This is a genomic window from Aeromicrobium fastidiosum (genome assembly GCF_017876595.1).
Lineage (GTDB): Bacteria > Actinomycetota > Actinomycetes > Propionibacteriales > Nocardioidaceae > Aeromicrobium > Aeromicrobium fastidiosum.
Genome location: NZ_JAGIOG010000001.1, coordinates 1,638,321 through 1,659,029, shown reverse-complemented (window position 1 = coordinate 1,659,029; position 20,709 = coordinate 1,638,321). Strand labels below are relative to the sequence as shown.

Below are 20,709 nucleotides of genomic sequence, written 5' to 3'. Positions count from 1 at the left end.
AGGCACCCCCGAAGCCCTGCGACGTCGTCGACCCGGAAGCGAGCAGTCCCACCGGTGAACACCCCGATCCACGGCCTGCCCCCGCACCTCGCCGACCTCGCCGACTCCGGTGTCATGTCGAGCGCACGGCTCGCTGCGACGCTGCTGCGCTACGAGTACGAGGGCGGCGAGGAGATGCTGGCGCGCAAAGCGTCACGCGGCCACTACGGCGTCGACGAGCTCGCCGGCATGGCCGCCGAGGCGACCGCCGGCCGCGCGCCCGACGCCGCGACGCTGGCACCCTTGCACGGCCCGTCGCTGTACGGCTTCGCGTACCTGATGCTCGGTCGCGCCTTCGGCTCCGACGGCAACTTCCGCACCGCGGCCGATCTGTTCGCCCTCGCCCGCACGATCGCCGACCGCGACGGCAACCCCTATGAGTACGACCGGCAGGACGTCCAGGCGCACCTCGCCGTCGGCCGGGCCGACTACGTGCGCCGGCACACCTCGCAGGCGACGCCCGACGTCACGACCAACAGCGCCGAGTCCTGGTACCACTGGGCGGTCAACCTCGACATCGTCAGCCCGTTCCGCGGCATCGAGCCGGCCCCGCTCGAGACGTGGCAGGAGCGGTTCAACGCGCCGTTCCTCGAGCGTGGCCTCGACCCGATGCGCTTCGAGGCCACGGACAGCCCGTTCGACACGGTCCGCACCGACGCCCCCGCCGGCTCGGTCGACGGGCCGCTCATCAGCATCGTGATGCCCGTCTGGTCGCCGACCGAGAGCCTGCTCACCGCGACCCGGTCGATCCTCGAGCAGACGTGGGCCAACCTCGAGGTCATCCTCGTGGACGACCACAGCCCGGCCGGCTTCGAGGACGTCTTCGAGCGGGCGACTGCTCTCGACGAGCGGGTCAGCTACCACCGCATGCCGGTCAACGGCGGGGCGTACCGGGCGCGCAACCACGGTCTCTCGATCGCACGCGGCGAGTACCTCGGCATCCAGGACGGCGACGACTGGTCGCACCCGCGCCGGCTCGAGCGCCAGATGGCCGAGTTCGCCGATGCGAAGGTCGTCGCGACGCTGTCGAAGGCCATCCGCCTGCACACCGATCTCTACATCACCCGCGTCGGCTCGCTGGCGTTCGCGCACAGCGCCCCATCGCTGCTCATGAAGCGCGAGGTGTTCGACGCCCTGGGCCCGTTCGACCTGATGCGCAAGGGTGCCGACACCGAGTACATCGAGCGCATCGCGACGGTCTACGGCCTGAAGAGCATCGTCAACCTCAAGGTGCCGCTGTCGCTGTACCAGCTGACCGGCGGCTCGCTGTCGCGCGAGGACTTCCGGCCCAGCTGGCACCGTCCTGCACGCGCGACCTACCACTCGGCGTTCCGCCACTGGCACGGCAAGATCGCGGCCGGCCTCACGCCGCCACACTCGTCGCTGCCGGACGGAACCCGCGCATTCCCCGCGCCGCCCGACATGGAGGGCGTCGACTATGCCGACCTGGCCCCCGACGTCGTGGTGCTGACCGATCCGCGTCCGGGTCCGCTGGCACACGCGGGAGCAGCCGACGAGGTGGCCGCGCTGGCCGACGCCGGTCTCACGGTCGGCGTCGCCCGGATGGACGCCCTGCGCTTCTCGTCGCGTCAGCGCCACTACCCACGTGCCGACCTGCTCGAGCTGATGTACCGCCGGGTGACCGACTGGGCCCTGCTGGGCGCTCCCATGACGCCCAAGGTGCTGCTCGTGCGCGATGTCGACCTGCTGGCGCTGCCCCGCTCGGCCGACTCCGTCGCGATGCGTCCCGAGGCGGTCGCCGTGGTCGCCGACCGCCTGCCCGTCGGGTGGGACCCGGCGCACGTCGAGTCGGTCGTGCGCACGATGTTCGGGGTCGACGTCCAGTGGCTGCCCGCGACCGCCGAGGTCGCCGCCGCGATCACCGCGTCAGGTGCCACGGGCACCGTCCACCCGCCGCGGGCGATGCAGGTCGTGCGGCCCGCCCGCTTCCCGCGACGGCGGCTCGTCCCCGGTGCCCCCGTCGTCGGCATCGTCGACGCGGCCACCGAGGCGCTCGAGATCGCCGACCGCCGAGGACTGGGTGGCCTGCTGCCGGCGTCGGCCGACGTGCGCGTGCTGGAGGGCGAGCCCCGGGGTCCTCTCCGTCCGGACGCCCTGCGCTTCTCGGCCGGCGCGATCGGCACGACGGCCTTCCACGACCTGTGCGACATCGTGGTCGTGCCGCCCACCAAGGTGCCCGGCGCGACGCTCCTGCGTCCGGCCCTCGAGGCGATGTCGCGTGGGTGCGTCGTCGTGGTCGAGCCGGCTCTGCGTCCGCTGCTCGGCGACGCCGCGCTCTACCTCGACGACCCGGACGTCGCCGGCACCATCGAGCGGCTGGCGTCCGACCCGCAGCTGCACGCCGCGCAGCAGCAACGCTCCCTGCGGTTCTGCGAGACTGACCTCGCCCCCGCCTCGTACGCCGCGGCCGTCAAGGCCCTCACCACCATGCCCGTCAGCACCCGAGGAGTCCGATGAGCACCTGGCAGCGCACCGCAAAGACGCTCGTGCGTCGACTCATCGCCGAGCGCACCCTCGTGCTGGTCGTCGCGACGGCGGTGCTCGTCGTGATCGGTGTCATCGCGACGATCGCCGACGAGTACGACCTCAGCCTGCTGTGCATCCTGGCCCTGCAGGCGACGATCGTCGGCTACCTGCTGACGTCGCCCGGCGAGGAGGCCGGCACCAGCGGGGTCGGCACGGTCGACGAGCTGCGCGCCGCGGTCGACCGCTCGTCGGCGCGCACCCTCACCGACCTCGCGCACGCCCGGCAGTCGATCCTCGACGCGATCGCCGAGCTGGAGGCCAAGGGCAAGTGAGTGACGAGCCGGTCCAGCTGATCGCGGCCAGCCTGCACGGGGTCGACGTCGTCGATGCGGGACGCGTCCTCCGCCTGGTCGGCACGTGCCGCCGGCCCGGCACCGACGGGGAGCAGCCCGCCGACCAGCAGCTGCTGCTGCACTGGCTGCGTCCCGACGGCACCCGCGAGCTCACCGTCGCCACCGAGCCCCGCCTGCGGCACGAGGACGGCGCGGACCGCTGGACCGGCTTCGTCGCGGACGTGCCGATCGAGCAGGTGCCGGTCGGCACCACAGGCATGGAGATCTCGCTCGGTGCGTCCGTCGTGCCGGTCGGCGCGGCTCCCGGCTCGCTGGCCTCGTCGCGCCCGATCGCGGTCGACGGCAGGCGGGTGCAGCTGTTCCCGTCCGTCACCGAGCACGCGGAGTTCGTGGCGCAGGCGTATCCGCGGCGGTTCGCGGGGCTGCGCTGGACGGCGGCGCTGGCCGCCCGTGCGGTCAAGGACGTGCTGCGGCGGCGTCCGTTCGCGTTCGTGCAGCCCGTGCGCGCCCTCACCCGTCCGCTGTTCCTCGGCCGTCAGGTCTGGCTCGTCGGCGAGCGCGCCGACACGGCCCGCGACAACGGCTACCACCTGTTCACCTACCTGCGCCGTGAGCGCCCCGACGTCCGGGCCTACTACGTGCTCGACCCGTCGAGCGACCGGTTCGACGAGCTGAGCCGGCTCGGACGCGTCGTGCGGCACTCGTCGCTGCGGCACCGGCTGCTGATGGTGCACGCGACGGTGCTGGCCAATGCCTACTCGATCAAGCACATGGTGCCGTCGCAGTGGCCCAAGCAGCACTACATGCGTCAGCTCGGCTGGCGCACCGGTGCCTACCGCGTCTACCTCAAGCACGGCATCAACGACAAGACCACCGACGTGCGGCGACGCACCGGCGGCTACGACCTCTACCTGACCGCGAGCAGCCGCGAGACCGAGGCGATCCGGCACACGTCCGGCTACGACCAGCAGGTCGTCGAGACCGGCCTGCCCCGCTTCGACGCGCTCGTGCCGACGCCGCCCAGCCGCACGATCCTGTTCATGCCGACGTGGCGGCGCTACCTGGCCCCCGAGCTCTACAGCACCGAGCTGCGGACGTCGGGCGCGACGGGCGAGGTGCCATTCGAGGGGTCGACCTACCAGCGGTTCGTCGACGGCCTGCTGCGCAGCCCGCGGTTGCACGCCCTGCTCGAGCAGCACGACCACCGCTTCGAGCTCATGCCGCACTACAACCTGATGGCCCAGTTCGACGGTGCCGCGGCCGTCGGCGAGCGGGTCACGATCCTCGACGGCGGGGCGTCCGACATCCAGGACGTCATGCGCCGGTGCGACCTGTTCATCACCGACTACTCCTCGGTGCACTTCGACCTCGCCTACCTCGGCACCCCGCTGATCTACACGCACTTCGACCGCGAGGAGTTCGACGCGGGCCACGCCGAGCCGTCGTGGTTCGACCACGAGCGCGACGGCTTCGGGCCCGTGACCCACGACGTCGAGTCGACGATCGACGCGATCGAGGCCTACCTCGACGGCGACCACCGCCGCGAGCCGGTCTACGAGCAGCGCGCGCAGGCCGCATTCACGTTCCACGACCGCGGCAACTCGCGACGTGCGGTCGAGGCGATCGAGCGCCTCGTGGCGACGCGCGGGGCTGTCTAGGGCGTATCGATGGTCGTGCCGAACGCGCCGTCGGAGGCGTCGTAGAGCGCGGCCGACAGCTGACGCTCCGCGGTGTCGATGAAGGTCTTGGTCAGGTGCGTGCCCTGACGGTAGACGAGCACGTTGCCAATGACGGCCGCGCACCGGTCGCCGTCGGGGCAGATCGTCGACGTCATGTCCATGATGCCGACGCCCGGCACCTCGGCGGCCGCCTTGCGCTGCGCGACCGCACCGGACGCCTTGACCGCCCCGGCGAGCTCGAACGAGCAGCTGCTCAAGTCGTCGGGTGCCGCGGCGACGCACTCGTAGACCGGTGCGTTGGGCGGAGACGGGTTGTCGAGCAGCGTCACGAGCGGGATGCCTGCGTCGGTGATGGTGCGCCAGTAGCTCGTGAGGCCGTTGACCATGGCCTCCTCGGTCGAGTCGGCGTCATCGGTGCGTCCGGGCGGGAGGGCATCGATGAACCGGTGCGACTCGATCACGAGATCGGGCTTGAGGTCGAGGATGTCCTTGAGCACCGTTCGGCCCCAGGCACGGCAGTCGACGCGGTTCTCGCGGGCGAACTCGACATCGGCGAAGGTGCACGACGACTTGGTCAGCTGGACGAGCTTCCAGCCCTCGCGCTTGGCCATCGTGGCGAAGGTGGGCTGCCACTGCGCCATCTTGGAGTCGCCGACGATGACGACGGTGCGCTGCGAGGAGGTGTCGCCGTAGGTGCAGGCCTTGGGCTCGGCGATGCCGTCGTCGACCTGGCAGCCCGAGCCGTCGTCGTAGAACCCCGGACGGTCATCGACCGCCTCGGTCGCGAGCGGTCGCATGCGCTCCACCGACCGGATCGCGCTCCAGTCGACGTCCTTGTTGGCCGGGTCGAGCAACGCCGCCGCGCCGGGGCTCGCGGCCGTGTCGGCCTCGGTGACGCCGCCTGCGGTGGCCGAGACGCTGAGCCCCCAGCCGACGCCGACGCCGACCGCTGTGAGGGCCAGGCCGAGACCGATCGCGCGTCCCGTCGGCTTGAAGAACGTGCCGAAGCGGACGGGATTCTCGATGAACCGGTTGCTGAGGTAGGCCGGGACGATCGAGGCGATCATCAGCAGCACGACCCAGCGCAGCTGGAGGTCGGGATATTTGGCCTGCGCCGCCACGAGGATCGGCCAGTGCCACAGGTAGATCGAGTACGACAGGCCGCCGATCCACACCATCGGCGGCAGGCTCAACAGCCGTTGCGGCGAGCCCGGCGTCGATCGCAGGCCGCTCGCGATCATGAGCGCGGCACCGACCGTCGGCACGAGGGCGTTGGTGCCGGGCCACGTCGTCTTCTCGTCGAAGACGAACACCGCGAAGGCGATCAGCGCGATGCCCAGCCATCCGCCGATGGCGCGCAGGACGCTCGGGAGGCGCTCCACCCGGGTCGCGGCGAGGGCCAGCAGCGCACCGATGCCGAGCTCCCAGATGCGGGTCGTCGACACGAAGTAGGCCGTTGCCGGGCTGTCGGCGGTCTGCTGCACCGAGTACGCGAAGGACGCGACCGTCGCGACGCCGAGCACCGCGAACGCCCCCAGCTTCCACCGCCGTGCCGCGAGGAGGCCGATGACGAGCATCAGGATGGGCCAGACGACGTAGAACTGCTCCTCGACCGCGAGCGACCAGTAGTGCTGCACCGGGGACTGGCCGACGTCCTCGGCGAGGTAGTCGACGCCGCGGGCGGCCAGCCGCCAGTTGACGACGTAGAGGGCGGCCGAGCGGATGTCGCCGCCGAAGTCCTCCCGCTGCGTGATCGGCAGGTAGAGATAGGTCACGAGGGTGGAGAACACCAGCACCGTCGCGCTGGCCGGCAGCAGCCGCTTCATGCGGCGGGCCCAGAAGTTGCCGAGGCTGACCCGGCCCGTGCGCGAGACCTCGCGCGCCAGCAGCCCCGTGATCAAGAAGCCCGACAGCACGAAGAAGACGTCGACACCGACGAACCCTCCGGCCGCGAACGGCACGCCCGCGTGCGCGATCAGCACCGAGCCGACGGCGATCGTGCGCATGCCCTCGATGTCGAGCCGGATCGTGCGGCCGTGATCGGGCTTCGTGAGGGTCGTGTCACCCGAGCGGTGCTGTGCGGACGACATGACTTCCCTCCCAGGGGCGCTCTCGGTGATCTCGGTGCTCTCGGTGCTCTCGGTCGCGGTGAGGCCCGGCAGGCCCCGGACAGGTTATCCGATGGGCCGAAGCCAGCCCGCGCAGTCAGCCGCGAAGGCAGCCGGATCGAGCGCGGCGCGGACGAAGGCGTCGCCCCGCTCACGCTGCCGCGCGTAGGCCCGTGGATCGGCCACCAACTCGTCGATCGTGCGCCGCGCCTCGTCGGGACCGGCGTAGACGGCGGCGTCGCCGAACGTCGACCGGTGGCGCGGGTCGACGACCAGCACCGCCCCTGACGCCAGCGCGGAGATCATGGGCCACGTCGGCCCGTCGCCCCATGCCTCGGGGGCGTAGCCGAAGAACACGTCGACGCCGGCCGCGAAGACGTCGAGCGGGACGCCCTCGACGATCGTCCAGCTCGCCGGCATGGGGTTCTTGCGGAACAGCTTGGCGACGACCTCGTCGTCGTCGAGCACCCGGACGGCGTAGGCGGGGTCGGCCGGGAGGTACTGCAGCAGCTGCGCCCCGGGGAGACGGTTCTTGCCGATCTTCTCGAGACGCGCCGCCCCGATGACGGGCGGCGTGCCGACGACGGCAGGACGGGCGAGGCCGGGATCGACCACCGCGATGCCCCGCGGCGGCAGAATCGTCGTCGTCGCCCCGGCCGCGCGCAGGTCGTCGGCGACACCCGCGTGGGCGGGGAGCCACTCGACGTCGACCCCGAACAGCTCGCGTCCGTGCCGCTCGACGGTGGCCGGGTCGTACAGCGTCCACCCGCGCGACGACTGCCGGGGCGAGGTGCCGGCCGCCACGACGAGTCGGCCGGTCGTGACCCGAACGTCGGCGGCGTGGCGCGGGAACATCAACAGCTCGGCGGAGTCGATGACCGTGACGGCGGCGTGCACGGGCTCGGTCCAGACGAGCCAGCCGAGGTCGCGCTCGGCCCGCAGCTGCCCGATCTCCGGCACCTGCTCGCGCCGAGTGCGGTAGGCGTGGCGCAGATTGACGGACTGACCGGCGTGCACCGTGAGGCCGGCGTCGAGCAGCGCCCGCACCCGCCGCGGGGCTCCGTCATAACGGTTGATGCCCACCCGCCAGTCGGACACGTAGGCGACGTCGCACGTGACCGGCTCGGGCACCCGGTCGACGAAGCTCGCCGGTGCCCAGAACGTCCGTGGGCCCGCCGGGTCGAGGCGCGGCGACGCCGACCCGCTGCGGATGCGGTCGTGCCAGTGGGCGTACGACGTGCCGTAGGCCTCGCGCGTCGGTGCCCACCAGCCGAAGGCGAAGTCGTCGCGCGACAGCGAGTCAGCGGTGAGCTGGGCGACCGCCAGCACGTCGGGCAGCACGACGATCGCGTCGTCGCCGTAGGCGGCCGCCAAGCGGTCGCGGAACTCCGAGTCGGCGTCCTTGCGGACGGTGTCGAAGCCGCCGAGCCGCTCGACGACCGGCGCGCGCCGGAACATCAGCGACGAGGCGTTGACGCGGGTCGCCGCGTAGCCGACGCGGTTGAGCTCGAGATCGGGCGTCATGCGCACCCACGAGCTGAGGGACGCAACGGCGTCGGGACGCGCCTCGAGCGCCGCGACCTGGCGGGCGAGCCGTTCGGGGTGCGACCAGTCGTCGGAGTCCTGGAACGTCACGAGCTCGCCGCGCGCGTGGGACAGCGCGTGGTTGCGCACCCGGTAGGTGCCGCCGTTCTCGGGCATGCGCAGCACCGTGACCCGCTCGTCCCAGTCGCCGACCGCGGCGATCGTGGCCTCCGCGTCGGGTGAGCAGTCGTCGACCACGAGCAGCTCGAGGTGGCGGTGGGTCTGGTCGAGGATCGACCGCACCGCGGTGCGGAAGCTCTCGTCGGGCGCGAACACCGACATCACCACGGTGACGAGCGGGGCCTCGCCGGCCGTTTGCGTGGCGGCCGACGGCATGGCTTCGAGCCGGTCGAACGGACGTCCCTCGCCGGTGCCGAGCCGGACGGGGGCCTGTCCCTCCGCGAAGATCTCCGCGAACGAGTCGCTCCACGCCGCCATCGCCGCAGGGCTGGTGTCATCGCCGCGGAGCCGGTCGGTGCGCACGATCCACGCCAGGTGCTCGTCGACCAGGTCGGGCCCGGACGCCAGCAGCGCGTCGAGGGCGGCGAGATCGCCTGCGGCCAGCTGGGTCTGCACCAGCAGCTTGGCGAAGCCCGTCGGCTGGTCGTCCGCTGTGCCGATCGCGTGGGCCAGGCGGTGCATGCGCGCCGACGCGACGTACGAGCCGTCCGATCGGTGGTGCCTGCCGATCAGGGCCTGCCCGAGAGCACCCACGGCCCGCGGCACCAGCCCGGTCGGCAGCGTCCCATCGGCGGCGTACCGGTCCGCGGCCGCCCGCAGCACGGCATACCCGTCGCGCCCCTCCGACGCCATGAGCGCCAGCAGGTCGAGCGCGTCGGGCGTCCCGAACCGCAGTGCGTGGGCCGCGACCGCGTAGGGGTCGACGTCGACGTAGTCGAGCTGGTCGCGCAGGACGTCGAGGTGATCGGTCACGCCCACGAGACTAGCCGCGGCTCAGCTGCCCCAGGTGGGACGCAGGGGCCAGCTCGCGTTGCCCGTGCGGTCGGGCTTGACGGCCAGGACGTGGTGCAGCTCGATCTCGTTGCGCTCGAAGGCCAGCCGCGAACCGGCCATGTAGATGCCCCACACCTTGGCGCGTCCGATCGTGACCTCGCCGAGCGCCTCGTCCCAGTGCTCGACCAGGTTGTCGCACCAGCCCTTGAGCGTCATGGCGTAGTGCTCGCGGAGGTTCTCGACGTGGCGCACCTCGAGACCCGCGTCCTGGGCCGCGACCGTGATGCGCCCGACGCCCGTGAGCTCGCCGTCGGGGAACACGTAGCGATCGATGAACGCACCCGTCGTGGTGGTCTTGTTGTTGGGCCGGGTGATGCAGTGGTTGAGCAGACGGCCGCCGACGCGCAGCTTGCCCTCGAGGAAGGCGAAGTAGTCGGGGTACTGCTTGACGCCGATGTGCTCGGTCAGGCCGATCGAGCTGATCGCGTCGAACTCGCCCTCCGGCACGTCGCGGTAGTCGGAGAACCGCACCTCGGCGAGGTGGTCGAGGCCCTGCTCCTTGATCTTCTGCTGCGCCCACGTGGCCTGCTCGCGCGACAGCGTCACGCCGAGCACCTGGACGCCGTAGTGCTGCGCCGCGTGGCGGACCATGCCGCCCCAGCCGCAGCCGATGTCGAGCAGACGGTCACCGGGCTTGAGGTCGAGCTTGCGGCAGATCAGGTCGTACTTCTCGTACTGCGCCTCCTCGAGCGACGACTCGAGCGTCGGGTAGACCGCGCACGTGTAGGTCATCGACGGGCCCAGCACGAGCTCGTAGAAGCGGTTGGAGACGTCGTAGTGGTGGTGGATCGCCTCGGCGTCGCGCTTCTTGTTGTGCCGCAGGCCCTCGAGGGCACGGCGCCACTTGGGCAGGTGCTCCTCCTCGGGCGGCGGCGGGGGCTTGAGGTTGCCGAAGCCGAGGCTGCGGACGATCTGCACCATCTCGCCGGCCGACGGCACCTTGAACCGCAGCTGGCTCATGATGAGCACCATGGCCTCGTAGGGGTCTCCCGGGTGGACGCCCTCGAGCTCGAGGTCGCCGGCCACGTACGCCCGGGCGAAGCCGAGGTCGCCCGGAGCCGTCATGAGGTACGACAGACCGCGCTCGTTGAGCAGTCGCAGCGTGAACGGTGCGTCGAGCGGGCCGGCCGAGCTGCCGTCGAAGGCCTCGAACCGGAACGGCAGGCCCTCCTTCATCAGCTTGCCCAGCGCATCGGCGATCGACATCCGCACTCCGGTCTCAACGCTCATGAGTTCTTCACCGCTTTCTCGTACAGGGTGCTCAGCCTGCTGTCGGGGTCGTATCGGGAGCGCACGGCGGCGAGCACGTCTCCGCCGTACATCTGGTCGAACGTGGCCTGGTCGTAGAAGGCCTCGGAGTACAGCGACTTGTGCCCGCCCATGCCGTGCACGGCGTCCTCGATGCGACGGTTGACGAGGCCCGCCGGCGCGTCGGCCGGCACCTCGACGGTGCCCCAGAAGCCGACGTTGACGTAGACGTCGCTCGGATCGAGCGGGTAGACCGGCCAGGCGCGGGTCGTGCGCAGCGGGCACAGCCACACCGGACGCATGCCGACCTCGGCGTCGAACCACTCGAGGAACTCCGGCAGCTTGTCGAGGGGCACCTCGACGTCCTGGATGACCCGCTCGCGGCCGGGGATCTTCTTGATGCGGTCGAGCGTGCGGATGATGCCGAAGCGCTCGTCGAGGCCCACGATCTTGTGGAACACGTCGCTGCGACGGAACCGCCTGGGCCACAGGCGACGGATCAGCGGCTTCTGCGCGCCGAACGCCCCCGAGCACCAGAACCAGTCGGTGTCCCAGCGCCAGATGTAGTCGTTCATCGTGAGCGCGTCGATCTCGCGCTGCTGGATCGAGCGGTAGTAGACGTCCATGCCGGTGTAGTCGCTGACGCGCTGCGGGACGTCGGTGAACGTCGCGAGCGTCAGGTAGATCTCGTCGGGCGTGAACGCGGTGCCGTCGATGCCGTCGACGCGCTCCCCGTGCCAGTGCCCGGTCTCGGCGATGTCGGCGATGGCCTTGACGGCCTGGGCCGCGTCGGCCATGCGCACGTGGCGGAGCGTGACGTAGGGCGGCACCTTCTCGAGCTTGATGCGCAGCCGCGTGGCGTAGCCGAGGCTGCCGTACGAGTTGGGGAAGGCCTCGAACAGGTCGGCGTGCTCGTTGTCGGGCGTCGCGGTGACGAGCTCGCCGGAGCCCGTGAGGATGTCCATCTCGAGCACCGACTCGTGCGGCAGGCCGTTGCGCAGCGACGTCGACTCGATACCGAGGCCCGTCACGGCCCCGCCGAGGGTGATGGTGCGCAGCTGCGGGACGACGTAGGGGATGAAACCCAGCGACAGCGTCGCCTCGACGAGGTGCTCGTAGGTGCAGACGCCCTGCACGTCGGCCGTGCCCGCGATGGCGTCGATCGCGATGACGCCGTCGAGACCGCTGACGTCGAGCCCCGGGGCGTCGTCGGCCGACCGTGGGCGGAACAGGTTGGACGTCTTCTTGGCCAGACGCACCCTCGCACCCGGCGGGATGTTCGCGTAGGACGTCAGGAGCCGTTCGACCGCCTCGGCGTGTGCATGCCAACCTTTCACGCCCGTCAGCCTAGGACCCTGCGGTGACGGGAGACCTCAGGGGGTTCGTTGCGTGGCGCAACGAAGCGCCGTGGTCAGCCGCCAAGCTGCCACACGAGCACCTCGGCGGGCACCGTCGCCGCCAGCTCGTGCGGCCCCTCGTTGCTCGACCGCAGCTCGTCACCCGCCGTCAGCCCGGTGCCGTCGACCCCGATCGCCCCCCGTGTGACGATCACGAGGCTGCGGGCGAAGGCCGGCACCTCGACCGCCTGCCCCGCGTCGAGCCGCACCACGAACAGCTCGGCGGACGCTCGCACCGACACCGCGGGGACCAGGGTGCCGGGCACAGGCAGGACGTCGACCTGGGCGTAGTCGGGATCGCCGTCGTGGTCGGAGCGCAGCATCATCTGCACGAACACCAGCGGCTCGTCGTCCGACGCGTTGCGCTCGGAGTGCCGCACGCCCGTACCCGCGCTCAGCCGCTGTGCCGTCCCCGGCCGGATGTCTCCCGACTGCCCCGTCGAGTCCTCGTGGCGCAGCACGCCCTGCAGCACCCACGTGACGATCTCGACGTCGGCGTGGTGGTGGACGTCGTAGCCCCTGCCCGGCTCGACGTGCTCGGCGTTGACCGCCATGACCGGGCCGAATCCGATCTGCTCGGGGTCGTAGTGCACGCCGTACGAGAAGCTGTGCCACGTCTGCACCCCGTCGCCGACGGTGCGGAAGCGCTGCCCCGCGCGCCGGACCTCACGCATAGCCGAGCTCGTGCAGCCGGTCGTCGTCGATGCCGAAGTGGTGCGCGATCTCGTGCACGACCGTGATGCCGACCTCCTCGACGACCTGGTCCTCGGTGTCGCAGATCTCGAGCGTCGGGTTGCGGTAGACGAAGATGCGGTCGGGCATCGCGCCCGCGTACGTGCCGTCACGCTCGGTCAGCGGGATGCCGTCGTAGAGCCCCAGCAGGGTCGGATCGTCGGCCGGGGCGTCGGCCTCGATGAACAGCACGACGTTGTCGAGCAGCGCGGCCAGCTCGTCCGGCACCCCCGCGAACGCCGCCTCGACCAGCTCGGCGAACCGGTCCTCGCTCAGCTGGATCATGCGTCCATTATGCTGATCGGGTTCCGGCCCCCATCGTCTAGCGGCCTAGGACGCCGCCCTTTCACGGCGGTAGCACGGGTTCGAATCCCGTTGGGGGTGCTCAGCAGTCCGTGACCGCTCCTCGGCAGGCGATCCACGTCAGGCCTGCTTGGCATTGACCTCGTACGACGTGTTGGTCGACTCGAAGAAGTTCACGAGCTGCAACGTGTCGTTGGCCGTGGCCATCCACTTCGCCGGGTTGGCGACGTTGTAGTGCGGCCCGAAGCCGAGCTCCTCGAGCCGCCGGTCCGCCAGGTAACGCACGTACTGGTTGATGTAGTCGGCGTTGAGACCGAGGATGCCGCTCGGCAGGAGGTCCCGGTTGTAGGCCTCCTCCATGTCGACGGCGTCGAGGATCATCTGCTGGATCTCGGCGGCGAACTCCTCCGTCGCGACGTCGGGGTTCTCCTCCAGCACCGTCAGGATCAGGTTGATGCCGAACTTCAGGTGCAGGCTCTCGTCGCGCACGACCCAGTCGATCAGCGACGCGAAGTTACGCAGGAGGTTGCGTTGCCGAAAGCTCAGCGCCACCATGAAGCCCGAGTAGAACCAGATGCCCTCGAGAATCACGTTGTACGCCACGAGGTTGCGGACGAAGTCCTGCTTGCCCTCGGTCGTCGTGATGTCGAGGGTCTGCTCGGTCATCCGCGTGATGAAGCGGATCTCGAACTCCTCCTTGGCAGCCATCGACGGCACCGTGACGTGCGAGTCGTAGGCGGCCTCGCGGTCGATCGGGAACGTCTCGAGGACGTACTCGAAGCTCATGCAGTGATTGGCCTCCTCCCACATCTGCTTGGCGAGGTAGAGATGGCACTCGGCGGCGTTGACGTACGGGTAGACGCCGAACGCCAGCGCCTTGTTGACGAGCAGCTCGTTGGGGTTGAAGTAGCTCATCAGGAACGTCAGCGCGTGACGCTCCTCGTCGCTCATCCGCTCGAAGTCGGCGAGATCCTCGCCGAGCTGGATCTCGTTGGGGAACCACGTGTTGGCGACCGCCTGGTCGTACAGATCCATGGCCCACTGGTAGGTGACGGGCTTGAGCAGGAGCCCCTCGCGGATGCCGGTCCCGAGGATGCCGCCGCTCACTGGCACGACTCGCAGTTCAGTCGTTCCTGCGGATCGACCGGGCAGGCGGCACCGTCGATCACGTCGAGCTCGACGCGGTCGGCCCTTTCGACAGGCTCAAGGGGCGGGGTCGTCCTCGCCGCGCCGAAGCCGCGACGCGCCGCTCCTCCGGCGGAGGTCGAGGCCTCGGCCTTGTTGACCTTGACGGTGCTCTGCTCGGCGGTGTGCCTGGGCATCATGTGCAGGTAGTACGTCGTCTTGACGCCCATGCGCCACGCGGCGGCGTACAGCTCGACCATCTCGCCGACATCACGACTCTGCAGGTAGATGTTGCGGCTGATGGCCTGGTCGATCCATTTCTGGGCGCGGGCCGCGACGTTGATGAACGCGTAGGGCGACAGCTGGAAGCTTGTCCGGTAGATCTCCTGCAGCTCGGCCGGGACCCCCTCCACCTTCGACAGGTCGCCCTGGTGGCGCAGCAGGTCTTCGCGTACCTGCTCCCACAGGCCGAGCGCGCGCAGGTCCTCGACGAGGTTGCGGTTGACCTCGAGGAACTTGCCCGAGCTCGTCGCGCGGCTGAAGATCTGGCTGAACTGCGGGTCGAGCCCCGGTGTCGTACCGGCCACGAGGCCGATGGACGCCGTCGGGGCGATCGCCATCAGCGTGGAGTTGCGGATACCGGCCGAGACCTTGCCCCGCAGCGACTCCCAGTCGAGCCGGGTCGTGCGGTCGACGTCGACCGGCACACCGCGATCAGACTCGAGCAGGTCGATCGAGTCGATCGGCACCATCCCCTGGCTCCAGCGCGACCCCTCGAAGTTGGGGTAAGCCCCACGCTCACGCGCTAGGTCGGCGGAGGCGTCGATGGCGTGCCAGCTGATGAACTCCATGATCTCGTCCATCAGCTCGTACGACTGCTCCGACTCGTACGAGTGGCCGAAGCGCTCGACGATGTCGGTGAAACCCATGACGCCGAGGCCGAGCGCGCGGTTCATCGCATTGGAGTGCTCCGACTCCGGCACCGACGAGATCGTGATGTCGATCAGGTTGTCGAGCTGACGCACCGCGAGCCGGGTCGACTCGGCCAGACGCATCCAATCGATGCGGGCCTGCTGGCGCCGTCCGGTCACGTGCCGCGAGAGGTTGATCGACGCGAGGTTGCAGACCGCCACGTTGTCGCGGTCCTGCGGCAGCGTGATCTCGGTGCAGAGGTTCGACAGGTGGATCGTGCCGGTGTTGTGATTGAGCGCGCGGGTGTTGATGGTGTCCTTCCACGTCAGCCACGGGTGGGAACTGGCCTGCAGCGACACCAGGATCGCGCGGAACTGCTCGCGGGCGCGCAGCTTCTTGTGCCGCCGCTGTCCCGCCTCGGCCATCGCGACGTACTCGGCGTAGCGGGCCGAGAAGGCCGCGCCGTACAGCTCGGTCAGGTCGGGGACGTCGAGTGGGTCGAACAGGAACCAGTCGCCGTCGTCCTGCACGCGCTTCATGAACTCGTCGGAGATCCACACCGCGGTGTTGGCGGTGCGGGTGCGCCGGTACGGGTCGCCGGAGTTGGCCCGCAGGTCGAGGAACTGGGCGAAGTCGAGGTGCCAGTTCTCCATGTAGAAGCAGAGGGCACCGAACTTCTTGCCGCCGCGGCTGATGGCCCGCAGCGTGGAGTCGATCGTGTGCATGAACGGGATCGGCCCGGTCGACGACGTGTTGTTGGACCGGATCGGCGAGCCCTCGGAGCGCAGCTTGCTGACCGACATGCCGATGCCACCGGTGCCCTTCGTCAGCCACATGACGTCGCGGACGCTCTTGGCGATGTGCTCGATGTCGTCCTCCATCTGCATCACGAAGCAGTTGGAGAGCTGGCTATACGACGTCCCGGCGTTGACGAGCGTCGAACCCGCGGCGAGGTACTCGAGCCGTGACATCTTGTCGTAGAAGGCGATCGCGGACGCCGTGGGATCGGCCTCGTTGAGCGACAGGCCCATCGCGACGCGCATCCAGAAGAACTGCGGCACCTCCAGCGGTGTGCCGTCGGGCTCGCAGATCATGTAGCGCGTGCGCATGGTCTGGGCACCGATGTAGCGGATCAGGTCGTCGCGGTCGGGGTCGAGCGCGGCACCCAGCACCTCGAGGTCGAACAGTTCGGCCAGGCGCGCGTCGAGCAGGTCCAGCTCGACACCCCGCAGCACCGAGGCGACGAAGGCCGGACCGTGGAAGGAGTAGACCTCGTCGCGGGTCACGCCCTCGCCGAAGATCTTCTTGTAGAGCGTCTTGACCAGCAGGCGCGACGCGATGGTGTCGAACGCCGGGTCGTCCTTGACGTTCTGCAGCGCGACCTGGACGACAGCCTCGTCCAGCTGCTCGCTCGTGATGCCGTCGAACAGCGTGATCTCGAGCTCAGACTGCAGCTGCGTGACGCGGGCGACCTGGTCGTCGAGCCCTGTGCTGGCCTCTTCGATGGACCTGGCGATCTCGTAGCCGTCGTACGGTGCGCGCGATCCGTCGCGCTTGATGACTGTGATGGTCATGCGGTTCACCCCTCGTGAACTGGTGCGTGGACGCAGTCCGAGCCTGAGGGGTGCAGAGGAGGGGTCGGCTCCGGTGTCGGAGACGTGGCAGCACGACCTGATCCCCTGACCTTCCCACGAGGTCGCGGACCCACACCGTCGTCTGGACGGTGCGGCACTGGCAGGTCTTCGGACTCACGGGCCAGGCGACGCTCGCGCGCCGCCGCCTACTGTTCGTCGCTTCCCAGGCCGCCTGACGATGCAGACGAGTCCCAGTGCTGATGACGAAGGTCGTTCCCACTTACCGCTGCGGGGCAGTCCCGGATTTTCACCGGGTTCCCTGTTGCCACGACTCCCCTGGCTGAGGAGCCGAACCAGCTGCGTCAACCACTGTATATGGAAACCACACGCTTGTAACTACTAGATCTGGTGTTTCTTGCGCGGCAGCAGCAGATCGCTGACAGACAGTCCCCAGCCCAGCCGCTCGATCACGATGCGTCGCGCTGCCGCCTCGTCGACCCCGCCGAACCACGCGTCGTCGGGGTGCAGCACGACGACGGGTGCCTGGTTGCACGGGAACAGGCAGCCGGTCTGCGTGACCAGCACGTCGTCGTCGCCGAGCCCCGCCTCGCGGAGCGCCGAGTCGAACGCCTCGGACGTCTGCTGGGCCCCACGGGCCGAGCACCGCGGGCCGCGGCACACCAGCAGGTGCCGGGAGTGTCCCGGCACGTGCTCCCACGCGGATGACGTGAGTGCGGCTTCCTCCCCCGTGACAGGTGTGCCGCCGACCAGGATCGTCGGACGCCGGCGCGCCTCGCGCAGCCAGTGCCCCGCGACCCGGCGCACCCACGACCGCCCCGGCGACCGGGCATCCGTCAGCACGACGGGCTCGAGGCGGATGACGTCGACCCCGTCGCCGGCCAGGCGGGTGAGCTCGTCGACCAGCGACGGCTCCCCGTGCTGCAGGAACGCGACCGTCGCGCCCTCGTCCGCGGCGCGAGCCGCGAGGACGTGGCGGTCGTTCACCTCGGCGATCGACATGCCCACGAGCACCAGCGCAGTCATCGGTGCCACACCACGTGCAGACGGCCGGCCGCCTCGTGGTGGTCGACCGTCGCCCGGACGCCGTAGACGTCGTGCACGAGCTCGGCCGAGAGGACGTCCTCGACCGGTCCGGCCGCGACGACGTGCCCGTCGCGCATCACGACGAGGCGGTCGCAGAACGCCGCCGCGAGGTCGAGGTCGTGCAGGGCCGCGATCGTCGTGATGCCGAGCGCCTTGACGGTCGACAAGAAGTCGATCTGGTGCCGCAGGTCGAGGTGGTTGGTCGGCTCGTCGAGCATCAGCACCGACGGCTCCTGCGCCAGAGCACGAGCCAGCTGCACCCGTTGACGCTCGCCACCCGAGAGCGTCTGCCACCGCCGGTCGGCCAGGTCGGCGACGCGGCCGAGGCGCAGCGACTCCTCCACCTGCTCGTGTCCCTCGTCGAGACGACCCGGCCAGCGTCCGCGGTGCGGCACGCGACCGAGCTCGACGACCTGCCGGACCGTCAGGTCGAGCGTCGTGGACGCGTGCTGCTCGAGCAACGCCACCCGGCGCGCCCGCACACGGTCGGGCCACGCGTGCACGTCATCGTCCGCCATGCGCACCGTCCCCCGCTCGGGACGCCGCAGGCCCGCAACGACGTGCAGGAGCGACGTCTTGCCCGACCCGTTCGGACCGATCAGCCCGGTGACGCTGCCATCGGGGAACTCGGCCGAGACGTCGTGCAGGATCAGACCGTCCTTGACACCCCAGTCGACGGCGTCGACGACGACCCTCATGCGTCCCTCCCCTCGCGCCGCAGGAACCAGGCGAAGAACGGCGCTCCCACCACGGCGGTGACGACGCCGATGGGGATCTCCTGGCCAGACACGAGTGACCGCGCGATGGTGTCGGCCCACACGAGCAGGATCGCGCCGAGCAGGGCGCTGAGCGGGAGCAGCCGTCGGTGCAGCGGACCCCACACGAGTCGGACGACGTGCGGCACCACGAGCCCCACGAAACCGATGGCTCCCGTGAACGCCACGAGCGAGGCCGTCAGCAGGGCCGTCCCGACCAGCAGCGTCCACCGGGTCGCGGTGATCGAGACGCCCAACGACCCGGCCGACGACTCACCGAACGCGAAGGCGTCGAGGTCCGACGTGAACGCCATGATCAGGACGCCCGCGACGAGCGCCGCCACGCACAGGAACAGCGACGAGTGCCAGCGCAGCCCGGCCAGCGATCCCAGCGTCCAGCTCAGCACCCGGCGTGCTGCGTCGTGGTCGCCCGACATGATGACGACGAACGACGTGTACGCCGCGCAGATCTGGCCGATCGCGACACCGGCCAGCACAGTGCGTCCCGGCGGCAGCGCCCCCGACCGTCCCGTCGCCAGGGCCAGCACCAGCGCCATCGCCGCCAACGCCCCCGCGAAGGCCCCGAGCGTGATCATCGTGGCCGAGACCAGACCGGCCAGGCTGACTCCCAGGACGATGACGCTGACGGCACCGACGGTCGCCCCGCCGGAGATGCCCAGCAGGTAGGGATCGGCGAGGTCGTTGCGGGTCAACGACTGGAGCACGGCACCGCACAGCGCGAGGCCTGCCCCCGTCGCGGCGGCACCGAGCACCCGCGGCATCCGCAGCTGCCAGACGATCTGGTCGTCGAGCGCCGACACGTCGACACCTGCGCCGAGGCGCTGCAGGAGGACGTCGACGACCGTGGGCACCGGGATGCCGACCGCCCCGATGCCGAGGGCGACGGTCATCGTCCCGACCAGCACCACCCCGAGCAGCGCGAACGGGGCTGCCGTGCCCGCGGTCCCGGCAGACCGCGGGCTGACCTGTTGGTGCATCAGCGCAGGTCGAGCGCGTCGAGCCCGTCGGCCACGGCCTGCGCGCCGTCGGCCAGACGCACGCCGGGGGTGGTCTCGGAGTACGGCAGCACCACGAACCGCTTCTCGCGCACGGCCTCGAGCTGCTTGAGGGCCGGATCCTTCTGCAGGAGGGCGATCTTGTCGTCCGCCGACGACCAGCTCGCGTCGCCGAGCACGATGACGTCGGGGTCGGCCTTGACGACCCGCTCCCAGCTGACGTCGGCCCAGCCGCCCTTCAGGTCGGAGAACAGGTTCGTGGCTCCGACCGCGTCGAGGATCAGCTGCGGCCCGCCCTCTCCCGCCCCGGCCAGCGGGGTCTTGTCGCCGGAGTCGAACCAGAAGACGTCGACACCGTCGCCGGCGCCCTGCTTCGCCAGGGTCCCGAGGGCCTTCTGCTGCTCGGCCTTGATCGCATCGGCGCGCTCGGGGACCCCGAAGACCGTGGCGACGGTCTCGATCTCGTCCCAGACCGTGTCGAACGAGACGGCGGGAAGGTCGTTGTCACCGCACCCGAGGGGAGAGTTGTAGGAGCCGATGTCGAGCGTGGCCAGCTCGGCGGGCGAGCCGGCGACCTCGGGATCGAAGGCGCTGATGTACGACGCGTAGACGAAGTCGGGCCGGGCCGCCAGCAGGCTCTCGTGGTCGGGGTACTCCTTGGAGAGGACCTTCACCGAGTCGTAGGCCTTCTGCCACTTGGTCGGCACGGAGTCGTCGAGGTATGCCGTACCGGCGAGCCGGTCCTCGAGACCGAGCGCCAGCATGACCTCCGTGGCGCCCTGGTTCATCGTCACGGCCCGCTCGGGCGCGGCGGCGACGGTGGACGTGAACCCGCAGCTCGTGGCCTTGACGGGGTGGTCGGCGGAGTCGGCCGCGGCGGTCTTCTCCGCCTCCGGAGCACCGCCGCAGGCGGACAGGCAGAGCGCCGCGGCGACCAGGAGGGCAGGGGGCAGCAGGGTACGACGAGATGACGTCATGAGAGATCTCTTCCGAGTCCGAAGGCTTTTTCGCGAAGCCTGGTGAGTGGGTGACGCGGACGATCGGGTCCACGGCCAGCAGGTCTTCGGACTCGGGATCAACCAGGCGGCGCGCCTTCCCAGACCCGTATCGGTCCAGTGGCCTCGTGCTCCGCCCGTCACCCTCACCGCTGCGCGACAGTCCCGGACTCACACCGGGTTCCCTGGCTCATCACTGAGTTGACTGGCCGTCGCAATCTAGCAGCGATCCGTCGAGTGACGATGTGGCGTGCGTCTCAGCAACCCGCCGGGGCGGGTATGCC

General features: G+C 70.2%; 15 protein-coding genes, 1 tRNA gene and 2 riboswitches. Of the genes, 4 read left to right on the top strand and 12 right to left on the bottom strand.

Going from position 1 to position 20,709, the window contains the following annotated elements; translation table 11 throughout:
• Positions 1–54 precede the first annotated feature (54 nt).
• The 3 genes from JOF40_RS08200 to JOF40_RS08190 are packed head-to-tail and all read left to right on the top strand — an operon-like array spanning position 55 to position 4,537.
• A complete protein-coding gene (locus JOF40_RS08200; RefSeq protein WP_129185421.1) occupies positions 55–2,517 on the top strand; it encodes a glycosyltransferase family A protein in 2,463 nt (820 codons plus the stop codon).
• Positions 2,514–2,858 carry a hypothetical protein gene (locus JOF40_RS08195; RefSeq protein WP_129185420.1) on the top strand — a complete coding sequence of 115 codons (345 nt, stop codon included), beginning with the start codon at positions 2,514–2,516 and terminating at the stop codon, positions 2,856–2,858. Before JOF40_RS08200 ends, JOF40_RS08195 begins: the two co-directional genes overlap by 4 nt.
• Positions 2,855–4,537 (top strand): CDP-glycerol glycerophosphotransferase family protein, encoded by a 1,683-nt coding sequence (locus tag JOF40_RS08190; RefSeq protein WP_129185419.1) that lies wholly within the window; start codon positions 2,855–2,857, stop codon positions 4,535–4,537. Before JOF40_RS08195 ends, JOF40_RS08190 begins: the two co-directional genes overlap by 4 nt.
• On the opposite strand, the gene JOF40_RS08185 is transcribed toward JOF40_RS08190, so the two are convergent.
• The 6 genes from JOF40_RS08185 to JOF40_RS08160 form a co-directional block, all read right to left on the bottom strand.
• Complete coding sequence (locus tag JOF40_RS08185; protein ID WP_129185418.1) at positions 4,534–6,648, bottom strand: acyltransferase family protein; 2,115 nt, start codon at positions 6,646–6,648, stop codon at positions 4,534–4,536. The genes JOF40_RS08190 and JOF40_RS08185 overlap by 4 nt on opposite strands.
• An 84-nt stretch (positions 6,649–6,732) precedes the next feature.
• Entirely contained in the window at positions 6,733–9,183 is a 2,451-nt protein-coding gene (locus JOF40_RS08180; protein ID WP_129185417.1) for a glycosyltransferase family 2 protein, read from the bottom strand.
• Between the two features lie 21 nt (positions 9,184–9,204).
• Positions 9,205–10,494, bottom strand: a complete 1,290-nt coding sequence (locus tag JOF40_RS08175) for a class I SAM-dependent methyltransferase (RefSeq protein ID WP_129185416.1) — start codon at positions 10,492–10,494, stop codon at positions 9,205–9,207.
• Positions 10,491–11,849, bottom strand: a complete 1,359-nt coding sequence (locus JOF40_RS08170) for an FAD-binding oxidoreductase (protein ID WP_307800764.1) — start codon at positions 11,847–11,849, stop codon at positions 10,491–10,493. The genes JOF40_RS08175 and JOF40_RS08170 overlap by 4 nt, the downstream gene beginning before the upstream one ends.
• Before the next feature lie 74 nt (positions 11,850–11,923).
• Positions 11,924–12,583 carry a pirin family protein gene (locus JOF40_RS08165; RefSeq protein WP_129185414.1) on the bottom strand — a complete coding sequence of 220 codons (660 nt, stop codon included), beginning with the start codon at positions 12,581–12,583 and terminating at the stop codon, positions 11,924–11,926.
• Complete coding sequence (locus tag JOF40_RS08160) at positions 12,576–12,926, bottom strand: metallopeptidase family protein (protein ID WP_129185413.1); 351 nt, start codon at positions 12,924–12,926, stop codon at positions 12,576–12,578. The genes JOF40_RS08165 and JOF40_RS08160 overlap by 8 nt, the downstream gene beginning before the upstream one ends.
• A gap of 26 nt (positions 12,927–12,952) precedes the next feature.
• Here JOF40_RS08160 and JOF40_RS08155 point away from each other — a divergent pair.
• Positions 12,953–13,025, top strand: a tRNA-Glu gene (locus JOF40_RS08155).
• Positions 13,026–13,064: 39 nt separating this feature from the next.
• Here the strand turns inward: JOF40_RS08155 and JOF40_RS08150 are convergent.
• The 6 genes from JOF40_RS08150 to JOF40_RS08125 all read right to left on the bottom strand — a co-directional run bounded on the left by JOF40_RS08150 (position 13,065) and on the right by JOF40_RS08125 (position 20,407).
• Positions 13,065–14,051, bottom strand: coding sequence for a ribonucleotide-diphosphate reductase subunit beta (locus tag JOF40_RS08150; RefSeq protein ID WP_129185804.1), 987 nt, complete (start codon positions 14,049–14,051; stop codon positions 13,065–13,067).
• Positions 14,048–16,555 (bottom strand): ribonucleoside-diphosphate reductase subunit alpha, encoded by a 2,508-nt coding sequence (locus JOF40_RS08145; protein ID WP_129185412.1) that lies wholly within the window; start codon positions 16,553–16,555, stop codon positions 14,048–14,050. The genes JOF40_RS08150 and JOF40_RS08145 overlap by 4 nt, the downstream gene beginning before the upstream one ends.
• Positions 16,556–16,697: 142 nt before the next feature.
• Positions 16,698–16,929, bottom strand: a riboswitch (cobalamin riboswitch).
• 25 nt (positions 16,930–16,954) lie between these two features.
• Positions 16,955–17,599: a (2Fe-2S) ferredoxin domain-containing protein gene (locus JOF40_RS08140; protein WP_129185411.1), complete on the bottom strand. Its 645-nt coding sequence runs from the start codon at positions 17,597–17,599 to the stop codon at positions 16,955–16,957.
• Positions 17,596–18,357 carry an ABC transporter ATP-binding protein gene (locus tag JOF40_RS08135; protein WP_129185410.1) on the bottom strand — a complete coding sequence of 254 codons (762 nt, stop codon included), beginning with the start codon at positions 18,355–18,357 and terminating at the stop codon, positions 17,596–17,598. Before JOF40_RS08135 ends, JOF40_RS08140 begins: the two co-directional genes overlap by 4 nt.
• Positions 18,354–19,412, bottom strand: a complete 1,059-nt coding sequence (locus tag JOF40_RS08130; protein ID WP_129185409.1) for a FecCD family ABC transporter permease — start codon at positions 19,410–19,412, stop codon at positions 18,354–18,356. The genes JOF40_RS08135 and JOF40_RS08130 overlap by 4 nt, the downstream gene beginning before the upstream one ends.
• Positions 19,412–20,407: an ABC transporter substrate-binding protein gene (locus JOF40_RS08125; RefSeq protein ID WP_129185408.1), complete on the bottom strand. Its 996-nt coding sequence runs from the start codon at positions 20,405–20,407 to the stop codon at positions 19,412–19,414. Before JOF40_RS08125 ends, JOF40_RS08130 begins: the two co-directional genes overlap by 1 nt.
• Positions 20,408–20,467: 60 nt before the next feature.
• A riboswitch (cobalamin riboswitch) is annotated at positions 20,468–20,650 on the bottom strand.
• Positions 20,651–20,709: the final 59 nt, after the last annotated feature.

Excerpts from the sequence above, each read along its gene's own strand:
- JOF40_RS08195 (WP_129185420.1), top strand. The coding sequence starts at position 2,514 with ATGAGCACCTGGCAGCGCACCGCAAAGACGCTCGTGCGTCGACTCATC.
- JOF40_RS08185 (WP_129185418.1), bottom strand. The coding sequence starts at position 6,648 with ATGTCGTCCGCACAGCACCGCTCGGGTGACACGACCCTCACGAAGCCC.
- JOF40_RS08175 (WP_129185416.1), bottom strand. The coding sequence starts at position 10,494 with ATGAGCGTTGAGACCGGAGTGCGGATGTCGATCGCCGATGCGCTGGGC.
- JOF40_RS08165 (WP_129185414.1), bottom strand. The coding sequence starts at position 12,583 with ATGCGTGAGGTCCGGCGCGCGGGGCAGCGCTTCCGCACCGTCGGCGAC.
- JOF40_RS08160 (WP_129185413.1), bottom strand. The coding sequence starts at position 12,926 with ATGATCCAGCTGAGCGAGGACCGGTTCGCCGAGCTGGTCGAGGCGGCG.
- JOF40_RS08145 (WP_129185412.1), bottom strand. The coding sequence starts at position 16,555 with ATGACCATCACAGTCATCAAGCGCGACGGATCGCGCGCACCGTACGAC.
- JOF40_RS08140 (WP_129185411.1), bottom strand. The coding sequence starts at position 17,599 with ATGACTGCGCTGGTGCTCGTGGGCATGTCGATCGCCGAGGTGAACGAC.
- JOF40_RS08135 (WP_129185410.1), bottom strand. The coding sequence starts at position 18,357 with ATGAGGGTCGTCGTCGACGCCGTCGACTGGGGTGTCAAGGACGGTCTG.
- JOF40_RS08130 (WP_129185409.1), bottom strand. The coding sequence starts at position 19,412 with ATGCACCAACAGGTCAGCCCGCGGTCTGCCGGGACCGCGGGCACGGCA.
- JOF40_RS08125 (WP_129185408.1), bottom strand. The coding sequence starts at position 20,407 with ATGACGTCATCTCGTCGTACCCTGCTGCCCCCTGCCCTCCTGGTCGCC.